The organism is Peribacillus sp. B65 (assembly GCF_058513295.1).
In genome coordinates, this window is sequence record NZ_CP195840.1 from 3,350,551 (window position 1) to 3,370,492 (window position 19,942).

Here is a 19,942-nt window from a genome sequence, read left to right on the forward strand (position 1 = left end):
CTGACTACTATCGAGCGATGCCATTTACCCATCTGCTTGATCCTGGGTGGAACTTGGAACATTTATTTTCCTTTTAAATGTGACAAAGTGGTGAACATGAAAGCAGTTGCATAATATGATATAGAAGGAGGGATTTCATGCTTAAACAACCTGATAGAATAAGTATCTTCAATTATTGTTTTGCATTAGGGGTATCTGAAGTTTTCTTTTTATCCAGCTTTTATCTTTCCATTCTTGACGTTTCATTATTTGCGATTGCTTTACCATTTTCCGCTTTATTTCTAATGTTCTCCTTGTACCTATTCCTTCGAACGCACAAAGCAGTAAAGACCTTACCGAACCAAGATGAAAAAAGAAGGGAAATTCATGCCTTCTATCATCAATCTTTCGGGATTTTCACGATCATTTTTTTCACTTTACTTTTTGTTGCTTTAGCCTATATTCCCTTGCTGGACAACGGAGGGCATTTCTATCTTCTTTATTGTTTACCGATGGCCTTGCTTTGTATGATTCCTTCAATTGTTTCTTATAAAGGAATGAAATTATTCAAACTGGATATCGGCAGGGATTTAACGAAAATCTAATTGATTTTACCAAAGACTTCGTTAAGCAATATCTCACCCATGTTTTTTAGTTGAATGTATAGGCAAAATGAGGATATAATATTGATAACTAATAAATAAAAAAAGACACTGGTTTAACCAGCGTCTTAATGAACAGCAAACTGCATAAAGAGCAGCGGCTTTCTGTGGTAAGTCAGTTGCTACTCGATCATGAAAGTAACCCTTTTCCTACATACATCTGGCCGGATGGTATGGAGGGGGTTACTTTTTTAATGTAACCGCGATTACTGCGACGATTAAAGAGGCGAATGAAATCATTAGCATCAATCCGTCCATAATAGAAATCACCAGCGACACCCCCTTTCTGAAAAGGAGTGACCGCTGCCCACTATACCAAATTGCTGTCCATTTACTATTATATCTATATTTACTTGTTATTTATAGCCAAAAATAGATGTATTTAGTCTACTTTAATATCCATAAAAAAAATCCCACTTAAAGTGAGAACATTTTTTGCATATATATCCCTTTATTGTTCGACTACACGGCCATCTTTATAAATGTAAAACCACCCAATCGTTCCTGTGCCGCCTTGATCGATCCAATCTTTATTAGCTGCTTTATAATTGTAATATGATTTTCCTTTGCCATCTTTCAGCAATCTGCCATCACCGCTGAATACGATGTTGTTACCCAGCTTCTTCTTACCTAACGCGATCGCGTCTTTCTCCGTGAACTGTCTTCTTTCCACCTTATTTTCATCTAAAGCAGCCCATGTCTTCGGTCCGACGATACCATCCGAACTCAAGTTATGATCCACTTGAAACTCCCTTACCACATTTTGTGTTTGGGTACCGAAAATCCCATCAACACCTACATTATATTTAACATCTTTAAGGCTTTGCTGTAAGTCTCTTACATAACTCGAACGTGAGCCTTTCCTGAGGGTCGGGCGTGTTTCCGCCTTCGTTTCGATTTTCTGGATTTCACTGCCCTTTGATGCTGCGTGGGTAATTGAAGTACCCGTTCCTAGAGGGGCCAACATCAAGGCAACTGTTGGAATCATGACCAATAATTTTTTCTTCAACACATATAACCTCCATTCATATGATTACTCCTGCAGGTTTCTGACACTTCCCTTGGAGCCCATTCATTATAACGTATGGAGTTATCTTATTGGTGATTTATTACTTTAATTATAAAAAATGGTAAATACGATTCATAGTGTCATTTTCAAAAGCCAGCATATGACGGAAGTCCCGTTTCTTGAATAAAAACAAAAGGGGGTTTACCTATAACTTCAAAACATAGTTAATTGGGCGGGTGTGCGAGACTATTGCGGGAAAAGCGCGAGGGGCCAAGAGCATCGAGGAGGCTCCCTGACCACCCGCGGAAAGCGAGTGCCTGGAGTGGAAATCACGTTCATATTTTACACTCCCTCAAAAAAACTAGGCAATCTTAATTAATATCGAGTTTGTTTACAGTCTGAAGAAAATCACCCCATTCAGTTTGTATACAAAAGGGTTGGAAAACATATCTTTCATCAAATGATGGTGTTCCCAAACCAACACCTCAACTCCTCAGATAAAGTTTCTAACTAAACGATATAACATAGTTGATTGGAGAGGAAGGTGCGAGACTCCTGCGGGAAAAGCGCGTCTAGGGAGACCCCGCAGGCGCAAGCCGAGGAGGCTCCATGACCGCCCGCGGAAAGCGAGTGCCTGGAGCGGAAATCAACGTTCAAATTGTACAAACCGCAAAAAAACTGTAGACAAACTCGATTTTCATCAAGTTTTGTCTACAGTCTGAAATCATCCCCTATAGGAGATGATTTTCTTTTTTATTGATTTTCTGGCTGTTGTTGATTCTGCCCTTGCATCCCTGTTCCCATTCCCATCAAATTTGTGGCAAGCGGCACCATATTTTTCATTTTCCCGCCATTTCCACTCAACATTTGATAAGTGGCGATACCCACTCCGACCGAAGCGACTACTGGTAAAATTTTATCCATGTTTGCTCTCATTTACATCACCTTATTTTATATATTTTTGTTCATTTCCTGAACTCTTATATCTTGTTCAAAAAAAAACCAAAAATTCAGATTGTATGTTACCAAAACAATTAGTAATAAAAATACGTTTTAAAGGGAAAATTCTTTCAAGAGGGATATTAGCACTCTTTAAATGAAGATTTTTATTTTCATGTCGCTAAAATCCAAACGCTTATCTTCAAATTGTTTACTAAATAGTATAGTCATTCAATGATTGAAAATGATTTAAGATTATTGAGGTGAATTTTCATGCCCATGTTAGATGTGGACGGTAATAGCTTGTATTATTCTGTTAAGGGAAAAGGGGTTCCTATTGTTTTTATTCATCCTCCTGTACTGACTAGTGTGAATTTCCAATACCAAATGGAGGAATTATCCGAAGAATTCAAAGTTATAACCTTTGATATTAGGGGACACGGTAGAAGTCAGTATTCAAGACTGCCAGTAACTTATCCCCGGATCATAGAAGATATCAAACATCTGTTGGATCATTTGAAAATTAAAAAAGCAATCATATGCGGATACTCGACCGGAGGATCTATCGTATTGGAATATTTGCTGAGTTGTGCCGATAGGGCTCTAGGAGGCATTGTTATAGGTGGAATGTCTGAAGTGAGGGATAAATATTTAAAGCAAAAGATTTCTTTAGGAATATCACTTGCCAAGAAAGACGCAGTTCCAATACTTGCGCTTTCCATTTCATGGAGCAATTCAAATACCGAAAAGTTGTTCAACAAAATGTTTAATGAAGCCCTAAAAGGAGATGCCAGAAATATCGAGCAGTATTACCATTATAGTTTGCATTATAACTGTACCCATCAGCTAGAGAAAATCAACCTGCCCATTTTACTGATCTATGGTAAAAAAGATAAACCATTGTATTATTACGCTAATTTATTGCATGAAAAATTGCCATGTACGGAATTAAAATTCATTGATCATGCAAAGCATCAGATTCCTACAAAAGCGGCTAATGATTTAAATGAAAGCATTAAGAATTTTATCCATTCACAAACTGTTTGATTTTTCCGAGATTGCAAATTTCAACCTAGTATATATCCTGAATTTATGGAGTGAAAAAATTGGGAAGAGATAAAAGTACACTGATTCATTTAATATTACTATTGCTAGTCACTGCAGTTTTTATTTGGTCAGTTATTAAGCCTGAAGGATACTTGATATGGACAATGGAAGTACTTCCTGCCGTTGTGTTTCTGATTTATGTAATGGTTACATATAATAAATTCCGCCTTACTACATTATCCTATTTCGTTATTGCCGTTCTTTCAATCACCATGTTCATAGGTGCCCATTATACGTACTCAAAAGTCCCCCTGTTTAATTGGTTAAAAGATCATTACGACCTAAACCGGAACCAATATGATCGGTTTGGACATTTCCTAAAAGGTTTATTTGCGATTGTGATTAGAGAAATAGTAATACGTAAAACCCCTCTAACAAAAGGATCGTGGTTATTTGCTGTCACATTAAGTTTTGCACTTGCCATTGGAGCACTATATGAAATCATCGAATGGATAGCTGCCATCATTTCAAAAGGCAGAAAAGCTTCAAAGGAATTTTTAGGAACACAGGGTGATATTTGGGATGCGCAATGGGATATGGCGTTAACATTAATCGGCTCTATCCTTGTATTGTTCACCTTGTCTAAACTTCATGACAAGCTGTTACGAAAAGTGAAAAATTGAATTAAAAAATAGTGACCTATAGATCACTATTTTTTAATTAGGATTTGATTGTTAATATGATGTTCCATATGTTCTAGATAATCTTTTATTAGCCACTCCAATGATTTTAGTTGATTATTTCCTATATCACAAAGATTAGATAATCTATCAATTGGTGTATTCGTTATTATATGTATGATTTGCTTATTTAAAGAACAAAAAGGTTAACGATCTCATCCAATGGTCGCTCTTGATAATTCTGAACCAATACCCATTGGTCTTGATTATATGGTTGTATAACATATGGCTGTTCTTCGTACTGAATCTTGATAAACCTATTCATATTGTTCAATGCAGAATCGCATAGATGTCCTAAAATCTCTTTTTTGGACCATTTGTGTGGCATTGGTCGATGATTTAATTCTTTTTCTGTCCTCCGGTTGAACTCTTCAGGTATAAAACCTATCCAATGATTGATTCCATTTATTACATTTTTCAATTTGCACTCCCCCTAAGTTTTACCTAAAGGATTTTTATTCGGCAACCAACCGGAAAATACCTTCTTCTTCAACTAACTGCACGGTTTGTTGAATATGGAAACCAACAGCATTCAATAACAGACCCAAAAGAAAAAACCGAAATCAAAAATGGATTTCGGCTCAGACTTCAGGCAAACTTGAAGAAAAGTCAGTTTGCCTGAAGTTTCAAAAATACTCGAGTTGATTTCAGAAATCCGCTCCTTTCCGCTGACTGTCTGCCAAGCCTCCTCGACGCAAGCGACTCCGGGGTCTCGGCTAGCCAGTTTTCGGCAGGGGTGTCGCAAATTTCCTCAATCTAGCGAGCGTTTCATAAAAGAACCACAGGCGCAAAAAGCTCCGAGTGCGGGACCGCCCGTGGAAAGCGAGTGCCAAGTTTCAATCAACGTTCAAATTTTAACCAGTCATGATTGTACTTGCTTACCGCCCTTTTTTTCATTGATGGCTTTTTGATCGATCTTTGTATAGATGCGTTCCACTTCAATTTTGTCATGCAACAGAAGTTCGCGGTTTTCTTTTAGAAGTTCAGTATATGATTTCCTTCTCCTAGACATTTTTTAATTCACCTCTCAAGTGATTGAATTCCTTCTGTAAAACTACTATCGGAAGCTCGTAAAGTTGTTTATTATATTTTTTAAAAATCCCGAATTTCAGAAGTTCTTGTATAAGTTCCTCTTTTTTTGCTTCTCCCTTTGTACTTAATTGGGTAATCATCAAGGACCCTCCTTAACAAAAATACAGGTATTTGGGGCTGCCTAGCATCCGATCCCACATGAAGAATCTCCACTTCTTCCTATTGCTTCCCCATATAAGGGCATGCTCTGCAAAGTCTTCGCATTTGCTTAATTGTTCGTATGTACTGCTTTCATGGTGTATTTTCAACACTTGATCATATACATCAAATCCAAATTGCTTCATTTTATTGGAAAGGATATCTATCCCGGCGCAGGGTTTCGAATGGGTCAGGTCGCCGGCACCAAAGAATGCAACTTTCACTCCAGTAAAGTCCACTTGATCAATTTCTTCATAAAACTCGTTTGCTTCATACGGTAACTCTTCTAGATTCCATGTATATAAACCGATAAAGGCCAAATCAAAATCCTTTAAAGCATCAACTTCAACAGTATCCAATCTTTCCATATATACTTCACAGCCGACAGCCTTCATTCTGTTCTTTATGTTTATAGCCATTTTCTCGGTATTACCGGATAAACTGACATAACCAATGAATACCTTCATCTATATCACCTTCCTAATTGAGAATTAATTTCATTACACATCTCACTATAAATGAAAATGATTCTCATTGTCAATTATTTACCTCCGTTAATTATATTAAACAGTCCTTCTTCATCTTAAAAATAATATAAATGTCCTAAAAATCAAGTGAAAACCAAAATATTTAGGTAAAAAAGCCTATTTTTTCACAAACAACCATGATACACTATGTAATAATTTAACTTATTCAGCCATTGCAAATGGTTATAGTTATTTGGAGGTTAAATAAAAAAACACTAGGTGGGCTACTAATGGAATGGTTGAAATCTTTTGAAGCTAATAATCAGTTCGAAGACAATACAGACAGTTTTTCAGATTTCAAGATCAGGGAATTTATCCCCAATTCCAATGTCCAAAAAAAATATTCACTATTAACTCAATTCTTTTTACTGTTGGGCTGTCAAGATAAAAATAGTGTTACTTCGTTATTTGTCGATACTAGAATTGATTATCAAGTAATCGAAGAAATTATTATGCATTTTGACAACACAAAGGTTGTATTAGAAAACGAATTACCATCAGAAATAATCTTAAGTAAGCCGAATCAAGAATCTCTCTCCTTGATCAGGTCGAATCATTTAAATCCAATAATAAAAAATCTATATGGGACAATGAGCAAGTCACAATATGAATGGAAACCACAAAAATCATACAAGATAATACCTGAATTTATAGAGAAATACGAAGATATGGAGTTCGATAAGGTGTTAGATTTTTTAAAAAACACATCAAAGGGGCCAATAATCTCGCTCTCATTATACAATTGGACTTTAAAAGATTATTTAAAAGATACTTTTGCCATTAGATATTTCACACATAAATGTAAAAATGCTTATTTATGGGTTGATGATTCTAATATTGTTACTACAATTCAACTAGAGTTATAGAATTACATAAAAATACCCCTTTTATATTAAACAGTAAAAAGAAAGGTTTTATTGTTTGATAAAAGGGGTTATTCTGTAATATTTAAGTACTCTAAAAATTAATCAAGCCTATTTTAAGGAGGGGCGTGAAATGACATTACAGTAGTAAATCCGTATTTGCCTGACAGTAAAAACGTTATTGGCAATTCCCCTTAACATCACATTGCAAGCCATCAAATTCATTCCGTTTATTTTTTGCTTCTACCTTCTCAATGACTTGCGCCAGCCTTTCCTTGCTGGCTAGTCCTTGAATAACTTCATCACCAATAATAAACGTCGGGACAGCCCTTATATCTGCTTCTTCATAGGCATGTTTGAGTGCTTGTTGGTGCACTTCCCGATACTTCCGTGACACTAGCGCTTCTCTAAAGTCTTCTACAGGAAGCTCAACTTCACCCGCTAATTTTGTCAATACTTCAATATCTTCAATATTTTGTTCCTCTTGAAAAAACGCGGTAAATACTCTGTTGTGGAATTCGTTCCCTTTTCCGTGCTCCTTTGCAAAATGGCAGCCTTCGAATGCAAAATGTGTATATGGATGCGGGGAGACACGGGGTAAGCGCATATCAACCCCTAGCTTTTTCGCAGCAGGCAGAATGTAAGAGTCCCATGAATTCAACTTATCGGGTTCCTTCCATGGATCGATTTTGGCATGTGGACTCGGACGCAATTCAAATGGCATCCATTCCACTTCTACATCCTTATCCTTCACTATTTCGTCCAAAGGACCTTTACCTAAAAAACAAAATGGGCAAATAAAATCAGAATACGCTTTAATTTTCACTGTCATAATATATTCCCTCACTTTTCATTATCAGCTCAACTTGTAACCGTAATAGTTACAATACAAAGCAAAAAAAATATTAATATAAGAACATGGCATTCAGTAGTCGATAGCTTTCGGCAATTGTTTTACCATCCGCTGTAATCATTTTAGTTACAGGTTAAAGGAAAGTCAACCATTATTTTAAAAGAAAAAAAGTTTGTAAAGAAAATGTTGCTTTTCTCTACAAACTTTTTTATTAAGCTTCCCTACATCTCGATTTGTTCGTTAACGGGTTCTTTCTTTTTCCTTCTCTGTTTTTTCGATTTTTTATAGTATAGTAATTCGTATATACATGGAATGACGATAAGTGTGAGCAGTGTAGACACAGCTAGCCCGCCAATGACAACGATCGCTAAACTTTGTGAAACCAAGCTTCCTGTTTCCGCTTTTTTATATAAAAGCGGCAGCATGGCACAAATTGTTGCTACAGCCGTCATTATGATCGGACGGAATCTTGTAGCCGTCGCTTCGACGATCGCATCGCGGATGATCATTTTTTCTTCGTTTTGTTTGACTCGATCCAGAAGCACAATCGCGTTTGTCACAACAATTCCTATTAACATGAGAGCACCCAGCAGTGCTGTAATATCAACTGGAATTCGACTGATAACCAATCCTAATACCGCTCCAATGGCAGCGAATGGCAAGGAAAATAGAATGGCGATCGGTGCTTTGATTGATTTAAATGTTATAACCATGATTAAAAAGACGATGCCGATCGATATTAACATCGTAAGGAATAAATCGGAAAAATCATCTGTCTGCTGAGCACTGGCCCCGCCGACTAAAATCTCCACATCATTCGGAATATCAAGACCTTTGTTCTCTTTATCTCCAAATATCTCAAGATTTATTTTGCTTGCAATATCGGAAAGCTTAGTCGGATCGACCGTTGCCGTTAATTGAAGATACGTTTCTCCATCTTTATGGAACTGCGTTGTTGCACTCTCTTCACTATTTAAAGATGCAACCTTAGACACCGGAGCTAGACCGCCGTCTGTCATGATCGGGATACTTTTTAAATCCTCTGGTTTTTTAGGATCCAAGATGGGTTCAAGGACGACAGGTGTCTGCTTATCCTGCAAGGTTATATTGCCAATAGGAGTTTTATTAAGCATGATACCTAATTGTTGACCGATTTGTTCTGTATTGCCTTTAGCCGGATCTACCTTGAATGAATAAATCGTTTTCTTTTCGTCTTGGTTTGTTGTAACCTCTTCGATTCCTTTAATATCCTGAATACTTTCTTTGACCTTATTGGCCGTCAGTTCCAAATCTTCAACATTACTGCCGATCACATCTATCGTAATGTTCGTCTTTGATGCCCCCATCATAAATGAAGAGGCTTGGGCCGTAAGCTTCGCATCAGGATAGTTTTCTTGTTCCTTTTCCATTTTCTCCAGGATTGAATCTACATTTGCTTTATCCTTCACGAGGATGCCGAAAGTTGCTTCTGTAGGTGATGTGACTGCTCCATATTGGGCCGTCTCGGCTGAGTTTCCTAATTGCATGAAAATATTATCCACTTCACTCATATCCTGCATCGTTTCTTCGAGTTCAATCGCTTTTTCCTTTACTTTCTCATAAGGCTGATCATTTGGATAAGTTAATGTCACGGAGACATAGTCTGCTGAAGAATTATCAATCGCCCCTTTTGGCATGGCAAAATATGTACCAATGGAACCGACAAACAACAGCATCGCAATAATCAGGACTACCCATTTATGATTTAATGACCAAGTAACCAGTTTGGTAAAACGCTTGGCCGGTCGATGTTTTGGCAGCTCCGTCCTTTTCAGCAATCCTGCGCTCATTAACGGAACAACCGTCAATGCCACAATTAAAGAAGCCAGCAAAGAATAAGTTACCGTCAGGGCGAAAGGAAGAAGAAACTCTTGAAGCCCTCCATTCAATAAAGCAACTGGCAAGAAAACGGCTACAGTAGTAAGGGTTGAAGCTGTTATCGCCACTCCCACCTCTTTCGTTGCATCCATCACCAATTCCTTTGAAATCTTCTCCTGCTGCATTTTCCGGAAAATATTTTCAATAACAACTATACTATCGTCCACCAAGCGCCCGATCGCTACAGCGACACCGCCCAGCGTCAAAATATTCAGCGTCACTCCCGACAATGACAGCAAAAATAACGTAAATCCAAGAGATAGCGGTATGGATACGATTGTAATGAATGTAGATCTTACATTCCGTAAAAAGACCATGATTACAATCGTAGCGAATAACGCACCTAGCAGAACTTCTTTTACCATCGTCTGAACGGAAGTCTCCACCATATCAGCTGTAGATAAATAAATGGTCGATTTCTGGTCGCTATACTTTTCATTAATTTCTTTTGCTACTTTTTCAACCTCTTTACTGATTGTGACCGCATTTGATTGACTGTCCTTGATAATGCTTAAATCAATGCTTTCCTTTCCATTAAAACGACTGATGAGGTTGCCATCCTTCGCTTCTTCAACTTTTGCTATCTCTCCAAGTGCGACATTCGGAGTGACCTTTAGTGCTTCTAATTTTTCAATACTTGTTAAATCACCGATAACCTTGATGTTACTTGCCTTCCCATCAATCACTTTTTCGCCTACGGCCAGAGCTGCATTCTGACCGTTAAGGACGCTCATGACATCTTGAATGGAGACTTTCTTTTTAGCCAATTCTTCATTATCCACTTTGACTGAAAGAACGGATTGCGAAATTCCAAATGTCTGTACATCCGAAACCCCTTTAATATCTTTATACAGAGGCTCTAATTCTTTCTTGGTAAAGTCTATATTTTCAGCTGTTAATCCATCCTTAAAAGTAACAGCTACAAATGAGATGGGAATCATTGATGTATTTAACTGTGTAACAGTTGGCTTTGCCATGCTTTGTGGCAGCGCTACACTGCCAAGAGCCTCTTGAACATCAAGTTTCGCTTGTTTCATATCCGATCCGGCTTCAAAGAATAGATCTACTTTTGAAAATCCATCTCCAGTGGTGGAGTATATTGAACTCTTTCCTTTAACTCCCGTAACTGCTCTTTCAATTGGATCTGTAACTTGTGCTTCCATCGTTTTCGAATCAGTGCCCTGACCCATTGTGATAATCGTAACTTGAGGATTATCGGCAGATGGTAAAAATTCCATCGGCAGTTTAAAATAACTGACAACTCCTATCAACAAAATAAATATGGTTACCAATGAAACGGCAGCCTTGTTCTTAAACGCCCACTTAGTAAAAAACTCCACGTACATATCACCCCTGATTATAATTTATAAGAAAATATTCCCATTTCAAATCTTACCATATATTACTAATTTCGTAGTGTTAATTTTTTATTGATTTTTATATTTCTTTATGTATCTCTATACATAGAAACAAAAAAAGGCTGCGCAGCAGCCTCAGTTTGTAGACAAAAGGGGTTCTATCTAAATTTAAAAACCAAGTTGATTGGAACGTAAGGAACGAGACTCCTGCGGGAAAAGCGCGTCCAGGAGACTCCCGGACCGCCCGCGGAAAGCGAGTGCCTGGAGAGGAAAGCAACGTTCAAATTGTACAAATCCTTAAAACCAGTAGACAGACTCGATTATTTATATCCTTTGAAAAAAAGCATAACGATAGCAAAAACCATTACCCCGATAAGCAATAACGGGCCGATGCCCGAGCTATACACGAAGTATACCGTGATGTGGCGAAAAATGAGCACCACAAGAAATAGGAATAACAGGATACATAAAATCATGATCAGAGCGGTGTTTTTATTCCGATACAAGTAACCAGCCCCATTTTAATAGCTTTATTTCCACTAAGGAAAAATTCATGCGAATGCATGCCCTAACAACAACCTTCCATTAAGAAACAATATGCAGCCCATGTTTTGTACTATTCTGTATATCAAATAAAAAAGAGCTGCCGCAGCAACCCGATTCTTCGAAAATCGTCTGGACGAAAAATGAAACTACATTTCCTGAAGTTCATTGACCGTTACAAACCTATACCCTTCGTTCGTTAACTCTTGTAAGATCCCTTCAATCGCTTGAAGTTCTTTACCCGTATCATCGTACATCGGATGCATCAGGATGATCGAACCTGGTTTTATATTTTCCTTCACATACTTCACTTTGTCAGAAGCTGAAGTGTAATAGCTATCTGGTTCCAGATTCCAAGTAATGGTCTCTCTATCATTTTTATTTAAATAATAAGGCAAACCTAAGATTTTTTTCCCGTTTGGCGGCCGGACATCAATTTCACCCTTATATCCGGAGTTTTGAATTAATGTATCCGTTTTCTCGATTTCCGCCTTGATATAAGAGGGCGATTTAAAAACCATTCGCCTGTGGGAATACGTGTGATTGCCAATCTGATGTCCTGCTTCCGCTATTTTACCCGCTTCCTCTGGATACTTTTCGATTTCGTTACCAATCAGGAAGAATGTAGCCTTTACATCGTATTTATCCAATAACGGAAGGATTTGATTTACATTGTTCGATGGGCCATCATCAAAAGTCAAAGCGACCACTTTTTCATTCGTCTCGACATTATCCGTTAATCCACCGAATAACTGATATGTTCTTGAATTCATTAATTTATACGTACCAAACAATAGCAGGAAAACAACCAGGATTCCCAATCCAATGAATATCAGTTTCTTTTTCATGCAAATACCTATCTTTCTATAAGTTTTTTAATCCAATGACCTATTATAGCAAATCACTGAAAGAAAGCACTTATTGCTAGCCGTCTACACTCACTTTACATGAATCAATTCAAAACGCACACACACTAGCAGCATATCTACTTGAAAGGTGTGTCCGATTCTGTCCAATTCTTCTTTAAAAAATTTTTCATGTGCGTCCCACCAGTATGTATATGTTCGATCGCCTTCCCCTTCTGCAATGGCAAACTCTTCGCTCACTTCATTCATGGGCAATACTTCGACTTTCACTGTTTGGATGATGGCTAAGGGCTCATCCTCACCGCTTAAAATAATGCTGTAATCACCCACGGATGGTAATGGTTCATTTTCTTCTTCATAAAAAATATACCCAGAGCATGTAGCCGTTTTTATCCCAGCCATCACTAATCGAGCCAATTGATCGGGATCGGCCCCGAATTGCCACGCACTGACTGACTGGGGTTTTTCTTCTTCTTTCACCTGCCAAAATTCATTCCAATATAACTCCGCTTTGACATTCATTCTATGATTCTCCATTCTATTTTTCAGCTCCCCTGAGCATCACGAAAGGTTCAATTGGTTCAACTCCAAACTATCTTCAAGCAAAACTCATTAAACTCTATCACTGCAACCGCTAATTTGATCTACGTGGCCATTCTATTTCACCAGTTAACAGCAAAGTGATGACGATAACCCAAAATATAAAGAAAGATGAGGAAAAAACCAAAGAAACTATAGAAATCACTTTTTTCTCCGTTTTCTTCAAAATTCCCATGACAGATAGGACGATACCGGTAATCGTAAGGAAAAATGTGATATAATCACCCGTCAGGCTCCCGAAATTTGCGATTCTGATAGGTGTAATAAAAACAGTAAAAAAGCAAACGATTCCAATGATGAATGAAGTAAAACTGATTACACCATACCTCTTCTGAATACATGCTTCGTTTTCCATCGAGCTCACCCTTTCATAAGTTTTTAAATCCTATACATCTATTAATATCTCACGAATAATTTTAACATATAATACCAGACAAGTTGTTGTGCACAAAAAAAGGGGACAAAAGACCGTGAATTTAAAGCTTCATTTTCATGCCTTCATGAGTGGCTTTAAATCCTAAACGTTCATAAAAACGCAACGTTTCTTCCCGCTTTTTATCGGTCGTCAGCTGAATGATATGGCAGCCCCGCTTCCTTGCACGGTCAATCGCATATTGAATCAACTTGCTTCCAATACCTTTCCCTCGTTCTGTAGATGCCGTCCGAACCCCTTCGATCGTAGCTCTCCAACCGCCTTGATGGGTAATGTAAGGAGTGAACGTGATTTGCTGTACCCCAACGATTTCCTCACCAAGACATGCTACGATCAATTCATTATTTCCATCTGCATCAATGGATTCAAATGCTTTTATATAGCTTTCAGGAAGGGGATTTTCATAGCGCTCCCTTTCCTTCCCCAAAACATCATCCGCAAGCATCTGTACTATTTCACTTAAATCTTTTGCCGTCGCATTCCTGAATGTGACCATGCTATCCCTCCTGATATGTACTTCAGTATCTCGTCATGATGAAAACCAAACGTTCATTAATAACTTCTGCTAATAGTCCAGCGTTCCTCTTTTCTGGAAGGAAAAAGGACGGACTTCCTCTATTAAAAGGAAGTCCGTCCAGTAAATCATTATTAAGTAATTGGAGCAGGATTGAACAATGCCAAATCATTATGCAGGCCCCAATGCTCTGCCCAGGTTTTCTTTTTACCGCTGGCCACTTCCAAAATAAGGTGAAATATTTCCCATCCAACATCCTCAATCGTTGCTTCACCAGTAGCGATAGTTCCAGCATTTATATCGATCAGATCTTTCCATTGCTCTGTCAATGTATTTCGTGTAGATACTTTGATGACGGAAGCCATTGCGAGATTATAAGGTGTGCCTCTTCCAGTTGAAAAAACTTGAAGGTGCATACCGGAAGCGAGCTGCAGTGTTCCGCAAACAAAGTCACTAGCTGGTGTAGCTGCAAAAATCAGCCCTTTTTCCGTTGCTTTTTCACCTGGAGCCAATACGCCTGAAATGGGGCTGCCTCCGGATTTGGCAATGGAGCCTAATGATTTTTCCACTACATTGGCCAATCCGCCTTTTTTGTTTCCAGGCGACGGATTGGCACTTCGATCAGCATCACCTAAAGCAAGGTAGTTATCATACCAATCCATTTCCTTTATTAAGGCTCTTCCTACTTCTTCATTCACCGCTCGAGGCGTCAATAGATGAATCGCATCCCGTACTTCTGTGACTTCAGAGAATAGAACGGTTGCCCCTGCTCTAACTAACAGATCTGTAGCATATCCTACTGCAGGGTTAGCTGTCACACCAGAGAAGGCATCACTTCCTCCGCACTGTGTACCGATGACTAATTCGGAAACCGGAAATGTCTCCCGCTGCCTGCGGTTCAACTTGATTAAACGTTCCTCGGCCATTTCCATAATGGATTGGACCATTCCCGCAAATCCCTGCTGATCCTGAAGTGAAATGATATCTGAATCATCCCCGCTTGGATTTATTCTCATTGGAGAAAGTTTTTCACACCCTAATCCAACTACCAAGGCTTCCCCGCCGAAATTTGGGTGTTTCGCAAGGTTCTGTATCGTGCGAATGGGAATAACCGCTTCCGGTGCATTGATAGCGACTCCGCACCCATAGTTGTGATTTATGGCGAAAACATCATCAACATTGGGATACTTCGGGAGTAGCTCTTTTTTTATCCGGTTCACGACAAAATCCAGAACGCCCACAACACATTGAACGCTAGTTGTAATGCCTAATATATTCTTGGTTCCAACACTGCCGTCTTCATTGCGGAATCCTTGAAATGTATACCCTTCAAGTGGGGGTAAAGTTTTCGGTATATCATTTGCTACCGGTAATGCCTTTAAATCTGGAGAAGCCGGCAGTATCACCAACGACTCGTCAATCCAACTGCCCTTACTGATGGATTCAGCCGCATAACCGATAACTTCCCCATAGCGTATGATGGCTTCATTCTCGACTATATCCATCAAAGCCACTTTGTGACCTTGTGGTACTCTTTCTTTCAATTCAAGCCCACAAGAGAAAACGGTTCCTTGATCCAAGCCCCCCGTATTAACCACGATGGCGACATTATCAATCTTATTTACCTTAATATAAAGCGGAACCTCCGTCAGTTGCGTTTTCGTATCCACTTTACCACTCCTTCATTCTAAAAAAGCAAACAGTCATCACTAAAGATACACGATACACGAGAGGGTTATTATTTTACAAACACCGTTTTAATGGATGTAAAAAACTCTTTTGCTGCTTCTCCTTGTTCCCTGGAGTGGGAGCTGGAGTTTTTCATGCCGCCAAATGGCGCCTGCAATTCAACGCCAGCGCTCTCAGCGTTGACCCTGATCAATCCCGCTTCCATATCGTTAACAAATGAAAGCAAATGTTTGATATTCGCTGTGAAAATCGAAGCACTAAGGCCGTATTCCACGCTGTTCGCAAGTTGCAGGGCCTCTTCAACTGAATCAGCTTTCAATAAAGCAATTACCGGACCAAAAATTTCTTCCTGTACAATCGTCATATCTGACGTGCAGTTATCAAAAATAGTAGGCTCTACATAAAAGCCATTTGCCTGAGGGCCTTCTTCAGCACGCTTCCCGCCAATTAGAAGTTCAGCGCCTTCTTCCACTCCTTTTTTAATATAGGAAAGAACCGTATTCAATTGATTTTCGCTAGCACATGGTCCCATCCATGTCCCGCTGTCCAATCCATCCCCGATGGAAATGCCTTTCGTTTCTTTCACCAGCAGCTGCTTGAACTCTTCATAAACTTCAGCTGCAACGATGACACGGCTTGTCGCGGTACATTTTTGCCCCGTTGAACGGAACGCACCTGTAATGACGGCTTCTACAGCCAGATTAAGATCCGCATCCGCTGCAACGATGACCGGGTTTTTCCCGCCCATTTCAAGCTGGTATTTCGCTCCGCGTGCTAACGCCGCTTGTCCAATCCTTTTTCCAACGCCGTTTGAGCCGGTAAAGGTAATGCCGTTTACATCTTCGTGATCAGCGATGCCCTGCCCGATGACACTGCCCGGTCCTGTGACCATATTGATTACACCCGCCGGTAAACCGGCTTCTTCAAAACACTCCATGATCTTCGCACAGGTGATGGCCGTCTCGGTGGCTGGCTTGACCACAATCGTATTCCCATATACGAGAGCAGGAGCCATCTTCCAAATTGGGATGGCGATTGGGAAATTCCAAGGTGTTATGACGCCCACAACGCCAAGCGGGACTCGCGTCGTGAACATAAGCGCTGAACTATCGGTGGATGGAATGACATCCCCCACTTTACGCATTCCTTCTCCTGCATAGTATTTCAGGATCGCAATGCCGCGTGCCGTTTCCCCTTTTGTTTCAGCAAAGGTCTTTCCCATTTCCCGTGTTGCACATTCTGCGATTTCATCAATCCGCTTTTCAAGAATTTGCGCTGCTTTATATAGATACTCCCCGCGCTCTGAACCAGCTAGTTTGCGCCATTTTTCTTTCGCCTTTTTCGCAGCTTCCACAGCCAGGTTCAAGTCATCCTTGGTAGATTTTTGTACATATCCGACAATTGCCTGTTTATCTGCCGGGTTTAAACTTTTTTCAACTTCATTTGAAATAGAAGCAACCCATTCACCGTTAATATAGTTAAGATACGTTTTTGTTTGAACTGTAGTTATCATATATAATCCCCACCCTTATTAGATTGATTGAATTGGTGTTTCTTTTGGAAAACGATTTAAAGCATTCTCTAATATCGTTTGCATTTCTGCATAATGTTCTTTTTCCACCGGAAGAATTGGTAATCTGACTGTTTGCCCAACCGGCATTCCCATAATCTCCATACCTGCTTTAATGAGCGAAACGGCATATCCCTTTCTCTGACGGCGAATATTGTTGATTGGCATGATGACCTGTTGGTAAATTTCATTGACCGTTTCCTGATCTCCGCTCAAAATGCCATTATAGAATTTTCGTGAGATATGCGGGATGTAATTGGATATCGCCGATGAATATGAGTCAAAGCCAAGTGGAACGTAGGCCGACATGGTAACTTCCGCAAGCGGCATTCCGTTAAGCCAGCCGAAACGTTTTCCGAAGGTTTGTGTAAGGAGTCCATTCAACTCCATATTGCCCAGGCCGTCTTTGACGCCGACCACCTGCGGGACCTCAGCAAGCGCTTCCAAAGTTGAAAGTGAAAATGAAACATTATCACGCTGATATACTATGGAATTTAAGTCTGTACTTTCTGCGATGGTTTTGAAATAAGCAGCCAGACCTGCCTGTTCTCCAGTAACGAGATATGGAGGTAATATTAAATAACCGTCTGCCCCTCTATCCGCTGATATTCTGGCAAGTTCGAGGGAAGTTTGAATATTCCCGCCTACCCCTGTGTATACAGGTACTTTTCCAGCCGTGACGGATACGGCTACCTCTACCATCGCTTCATATTCCTCTTTACTTAACGAAGGATATTCCGCTGCTGCACATGCCACGAAAATAGCCTCGAGTCCCTCATCTAATAAAAATTGGATATTTTGGGCGAGTGCTTGTTCATCAAGCTTATTACTCGTTGTGAATGGTGCCACGGGAAATCCGAGTATTCCTTTAGGTGCCTTGCGAGTCTTATTCATTATTTATTCCCCCTTGTGTATTATTGTTTTATTGTAAGACAAATAGACCTTCTGGTCAATCGTATTTTTTTATTTTCTGAAAAAACTAACATTACCTTAAACCTCAATAATTTCACTTCTACTATATACAAAAAAACACGATAATTAAGGAGCTAAAATGAAAAATGATTTACGAAAAAAAGCCATTGACAAACAATTTTATTTGTCTTACCATTGGACAAAACTAAATATTAAGAATTTTCACGAAGGAGGAAACAGTTAACATTGTAAGCGGTATCAAATGAAAATATAATTAAATACGATTAAGGAAGTGAGTATATGAACGCTGAAGAAAAAGTTTTTCAACCATCTCCTAAACTACCAAGTGCCCAGAAAAAAACACGCACACGATGGTTCATTGTCTTTATGCTCTTTTTGGTCACTGCTCTGAATTATGCGGATCGTGCGACGCTATCAATTGCGGGTACGGACATGTCTGGTCAGCTTGGTCTCGATTCAGTCATGATGGGCTACGTTTTCTCCGCTTTCGCTTGGTCTTATGTAGCAGGACAAATTCCAGGCGGATGGCTTTTAGACCGTTTTGGCTCAAAAAAGGTTTACTTTTGGAGTATCACGTTATGGTCTGCCTTTACGCTTTTACAAGGGTTTCTAGGTTTTTTCGGTTCTGCCGGAACAGCTGTCATCGTATTGTTCGGCCTGCGTTTTTTAGTTGGATTGGCAGAAGCGCCTTCCTTCCCGGCCAACAGCCGCATCGTCGCTACATGGTTCCCAAGCCATGAACGCGGAACCGCGGCTGCCACTTTCAATTCCGCCCAGTATTTTGCAACCGTTCTCTTTGCACCGATCATGGGTTACATTACGTATAAATTTGGTTGGGAATATGTCTTCTTCTTTATGGGTGCTTTAGGAATCATCGTTGCTTTCATCTGGCTGAAAACGATTTATGGCCCGAAGGAACATCCTCGTATCAACAAAGCTGAGCTTGAATATATCGAAGCTGGCGGCGCTTTGATCAATATGGATCAAACCAGTGCAAATAAGGAGGAAAAGAAAGGCGTCAACTGGAATCATATTAAGCAGCTTTTATCAAACCGCATGCTGTTAGGTGTTTATCTAGGACAATATTGCATTACGACGTTAACGTACTTTTTCCTGACATGGTTTCCTGTGTACCTTGTACAAGAAAGAGGCATGACCATTCTTGAAGTTGGATTCGTCGCTTCCCTTCCCGCCATTTGTGGATTTTTTGGCGGTATTCTCGGAGGTACATTCTCGGATTTCTTGTTACGGAAGGGATTCTCATTGACTGTCGCCCGAAAAATGCCAATTGTTGTTGGGATGATTCTATCGATGAGCTTGGTAGCAGCAAACTATGTAGATACGGAATGGGTTGTCATTTTCGTTATGGCCCTTGCGTTTTTCGGTAAAGGATTTGGGGCATTAGGCTGGGCGGTTGTGGCCGATACCTCACCAAAAGAAATGTCCGGTGTCAGCGGCGGGCTTTTCAACACATTCGGTAACATTGCCGGCATTACAACACCGATCATCATCGGATATATCATTGCCACGACAGGGTCGTTCAATGGGGCGCTAGTCTTCGTATGTGCCAATGCTCTTGTCGCTATTTTAAGTTACTTATTCCTGGTTGGTGAAATTAAACGTGTAGAGTTAAAATCATAGTCAACTAAATATTCTAGTAGGGGGAAAAA

20 protein-coding genes are annotated in these 19,942 nt (G+C 39.6%); 5 read left to right on the plus strand and 15 right to left on the minus strand.

The genetic code is table 11. From position 1 onward, the window contains the following. Positions 1-137: 137 nt before the first annotated feature. Positions 138-584, plus strand: a complete 447-nt coding sequence (locus ACSR9O_RS16410; protein ID WP_491724719.1) for a hypothetical protein — start codon at positions 138-140, stop codon at positions 582-584. Between the two features lie 508 nt (positions 585-1,092). Here ACSR9O_RS16410 and ACSR9O_RS16415 read toward each other — a convergent pair. Both ACSR9O_RS16415 and ACSR9O_RS16420 read right to left on the minus strand, forming a co-directional pair. Further along, positions 1,093-1,653 carry a peptidoglycan-binding domain-containing protein gene (locus tag ACSR9O_RS16415; protein ID WP_491724720.1) on the minus strand — a complete coding sequence of 187 codons (561 nt, stop codon included), beginning with the start codon at positions 1,651-1,653 and terminating at the stop codon, positions 1,093-1,095. A gap of 750 nt (positions 1,654-2,403) precedes the next feature. After that, entirely contained in the window at positions 2,404-2,574 is a 171-nt protein-coding gene (locus ACSR9O_RS16420; protein ID WP_231688511.1) for a hypothetical protein, read from the minus strand. Positions 2,575-2,862: 288 nt separating this feature from the next. Here ACSR9O_RS16420 and ACSR9O_RS16425 point away from each other — a divergent pair, with 288 nt between their 5' ends. Both ACSR9O_RS16425 and ACSR9O_RS16430 read left to right on the plus strand, forming a co-directional pair. Beyond that, positions 2,863-3,636, plus strand: a complete 774-nt coding sequence (locus ACSR9O_RS16425; RefSeq protein WP_491724721.1) for an alpha/beta fold hydrolase — start codon at positions 2,863-2,865, stop codon at positions 3,634-3,636. A gap of 50 nt (positions 3,637-3,686) precedes the next feature. Then, positions 3,687-4,319 carry a DUF2238 domain-containing protein gene (locus ACSR9O_RS16430; protein WP_491724722.1) on the plus strand — a complete coding sequence of 211 codons (633 nt, stop codon included), beginning with the start codon at positions 3,687-3,689 and terminating at the stop codon, positions 4,317-4,319. 187 nt (positions 4,320-4,506) lie between these two features. On the opposite strand, the gene ACSR9O_RS16435 is transcribed toward ACSR9O_RS16430, so the two are convergent. The 4 genes from ACSR9O_RS16435 to ACSR9O_RS16450 form a co-directional block, all read right to left on the minus strand. Then, complete coding sequence (locus ACSR9O_RS16435) at positions 4,507-4,797, minus strand: hypothetical protein (protein WP_491724723.1); 291 nt, start codon at positions 4,795-4,797, stop codon at positions 4,507-4,509. Positions 4,798-5,238: 441 nt separating this feature from the next. Continuing rightward, the gene (locus ACSR9O_RS16440) at positions 5,239-5,388 is read right to left on the minus strand and encodes an FbpB family small basic protein (protein WP_098186234.1); all 150 of its coding nucleotides are present in this window, start codon (positions 5,386-5,388) and stop codon (positions 5,239-5,241) included. Next, positions 5,381-5,548 carry a Fur-regulated basic protein FbpA gene (locus ACSR9O_RS16445; protein WP_084786080.1) on the minus strand — a complete coding sequence of 56 codons (168 nt, stop codon included), beginning with the start codon at positions 5,546-5,548 and terminating at the stop codon, positions 5,381-5,383. The genes ACSR9O_RS16440 and ACSR9O_RS16445 overlap by 8 nt, the downstream gene beginning before the upstream one ends. 12 nt (positions 5,549-5,560) lie before the next feature. Next, positions 5,561-6,073: a flavodoxin domain-containing protein gene (locus ACSR9O_RS16450; protein WP_491724724.1), complete on the minus strand. Its 513-nt coding sequence runs from the start codon at positions 6,071-6,073 to the stop codon at positions 5,561-5,563. A 290-nt stretch (positions 6,074-6,363) separates the two neighbouring features. On the opposite strand from ACSR9O_RS16450, the gene ACSR9O_RS16455 reads away from it, so the two are divergent. Then, positions 6,364-6,999 carry a hypothetical protein gene (locus ACSR9O_RS16455; RefSeq protein ID WP_491724725.1) on the plus strand — a complete coding sequence of 212 codons (636 nt, stop codon included), beginning with the start codon at positions 6,364-6,366 and terminating at the stop codon, positions 6,997-6,999. 175 nt (positions 7,000-7,174) lie between these two features. On the opposite strand, the gene ACSR9O_RS16460 is transcribed toward ACSR9O_RS16455, so the two are convergent. The 9 genes from ACSR9O_RS16460 to kdgD all read right to left on the minus strand — a co-directional run bounded on the left by ACSR9O_RS16460 (position 7,175) and on the right by kdgD (position 18,233). Next, on the minus strand, positions 7,175-7,828 hold the full coding sequence (locus ACSR9O_RS16460; RefSeq protein WP_491724726.1) for a DsbA family oxidoreductase: 654 nt from the start codon (positions 7,826-7,828) through the stop codon (positions 7,175-7,177). A gap of 242 nt (positions 7,829-8,070) precedes the next feature. Beyond that, positions 8,071-11,106 (minus strand): efflux RND transporter permease subunit, encoded by a 3,036-nt coding sequence (locus ACSR9O_RS16465; protein ID WP_434167682.1) that lies wholly within the window; start codon positions 11,104-11,106, stop codon positions 8,071-8,073. Between the two features lie 710 nt (positions 11,107-11,816). Further along, positions 11,817-12,515 carry a polysaccharide deacetylase family protein gene (locus ACSR9O_RS16470; RefSeq protein ID WP_434167683.1) on the minus strand — a complete coding sequence of 233 codons (699 nt, stop codon included), beginning with the start codon at positions 12,513-12,515 and terminating at the stop codon, positions 11,817-11,819. A gap of 90 nt (positions 12,516-12,605) precedes the next feature. Beyond that, positions 12,606-13,055, minus strand: a complete 450-nt coding sequence (locus tag ACSR9O_RS16475) for an ASCH domain-containing protein (RefSeq protein WP_491724727.1) — start codon at positions 13,053-13,055, stop codon at positions 12,606-12,608. A 112-nt stretch (positions 13,056-13,167) separates the two neighbouring features. Then, positions 13,168-13,488 carry a hypothetical protein gene (locus ACSR9O_RS16480; protein WP_101223154.1) on the minus strand — a complete coding sequence of 107 codons (321 nt, stop codon included), beginning with the start codon at positions 13,486-13,488 and terminating at the stop codon, positions 13,168-13,170. A gap of 121 nt (positions 13,489-13,609) precedes the next feature. After that, positions 13,610-14,062, minus strand: coding sequence for a GNAT family N-acetyltransferase (locus tag ACSR9O_RS16485; RefSeq protein ID WP_101223155.1), 453 nt, complete (start codon positions 14,060-14,062; stop codon positions 13,610-13,612). A 152-nt stretch (positions 14,063-14,214) separates the two neighbouring features. After that, on the minus strand, positions 14,215-15,750 hold the full coding sequence (garD, locus tag ACSR9O_RS16490) for a galactarate dehydratase (RefSeq protein WP_491724728.1): 1,536 nt from the start codon (positions 15,748-15,750) through the stop codon (positions 14,215-14,217). 68 nt (positions 15,751-15,818) lie between these two features. Continuing rightward, entirely contained in the window at positions 15,819-17,282 is a 1,464-nt protein-coding gene (gucD, locus tag ACSR9O_RS16495) for an alpha-ketoglutaric semialdehyde dehydrogenase GucD (RefSeq protein ID WP_101223157.1), read from the minus strand. Positions 17,283-17,300: 18 nt separating this feature from the next. Then, on the minus strand, positions 17,301-18,233 hold the full coding sequence (kdgD, locus tag ACSR9O_RS16500; protein WP_101223158.1) for a 5-dehydro-4-deoxyglucarate dehydratase: 933 nt from the start codon (positions 18,231-18,233) through the stop codon (positions 17,301-17,303). Between the two features lie 318 nt (positions 18,234-18,551). Here kdgD and ACSR9O_RS16505 point away from each other — a divergent pair, with 318 nt between their 5' ends. Next, positions 18,552-19,913, plus strand: a complete 1,362-nt coding sequence (locus tag ACSR9O_RS16505; protein ID WP_101223159.1) for an MFS transporter — start codon at positions 18,552-18,554, stop codon at positions 19,911-19,913. Positions 19,914-19,942 lie beyond the last annotated feature (29 nt).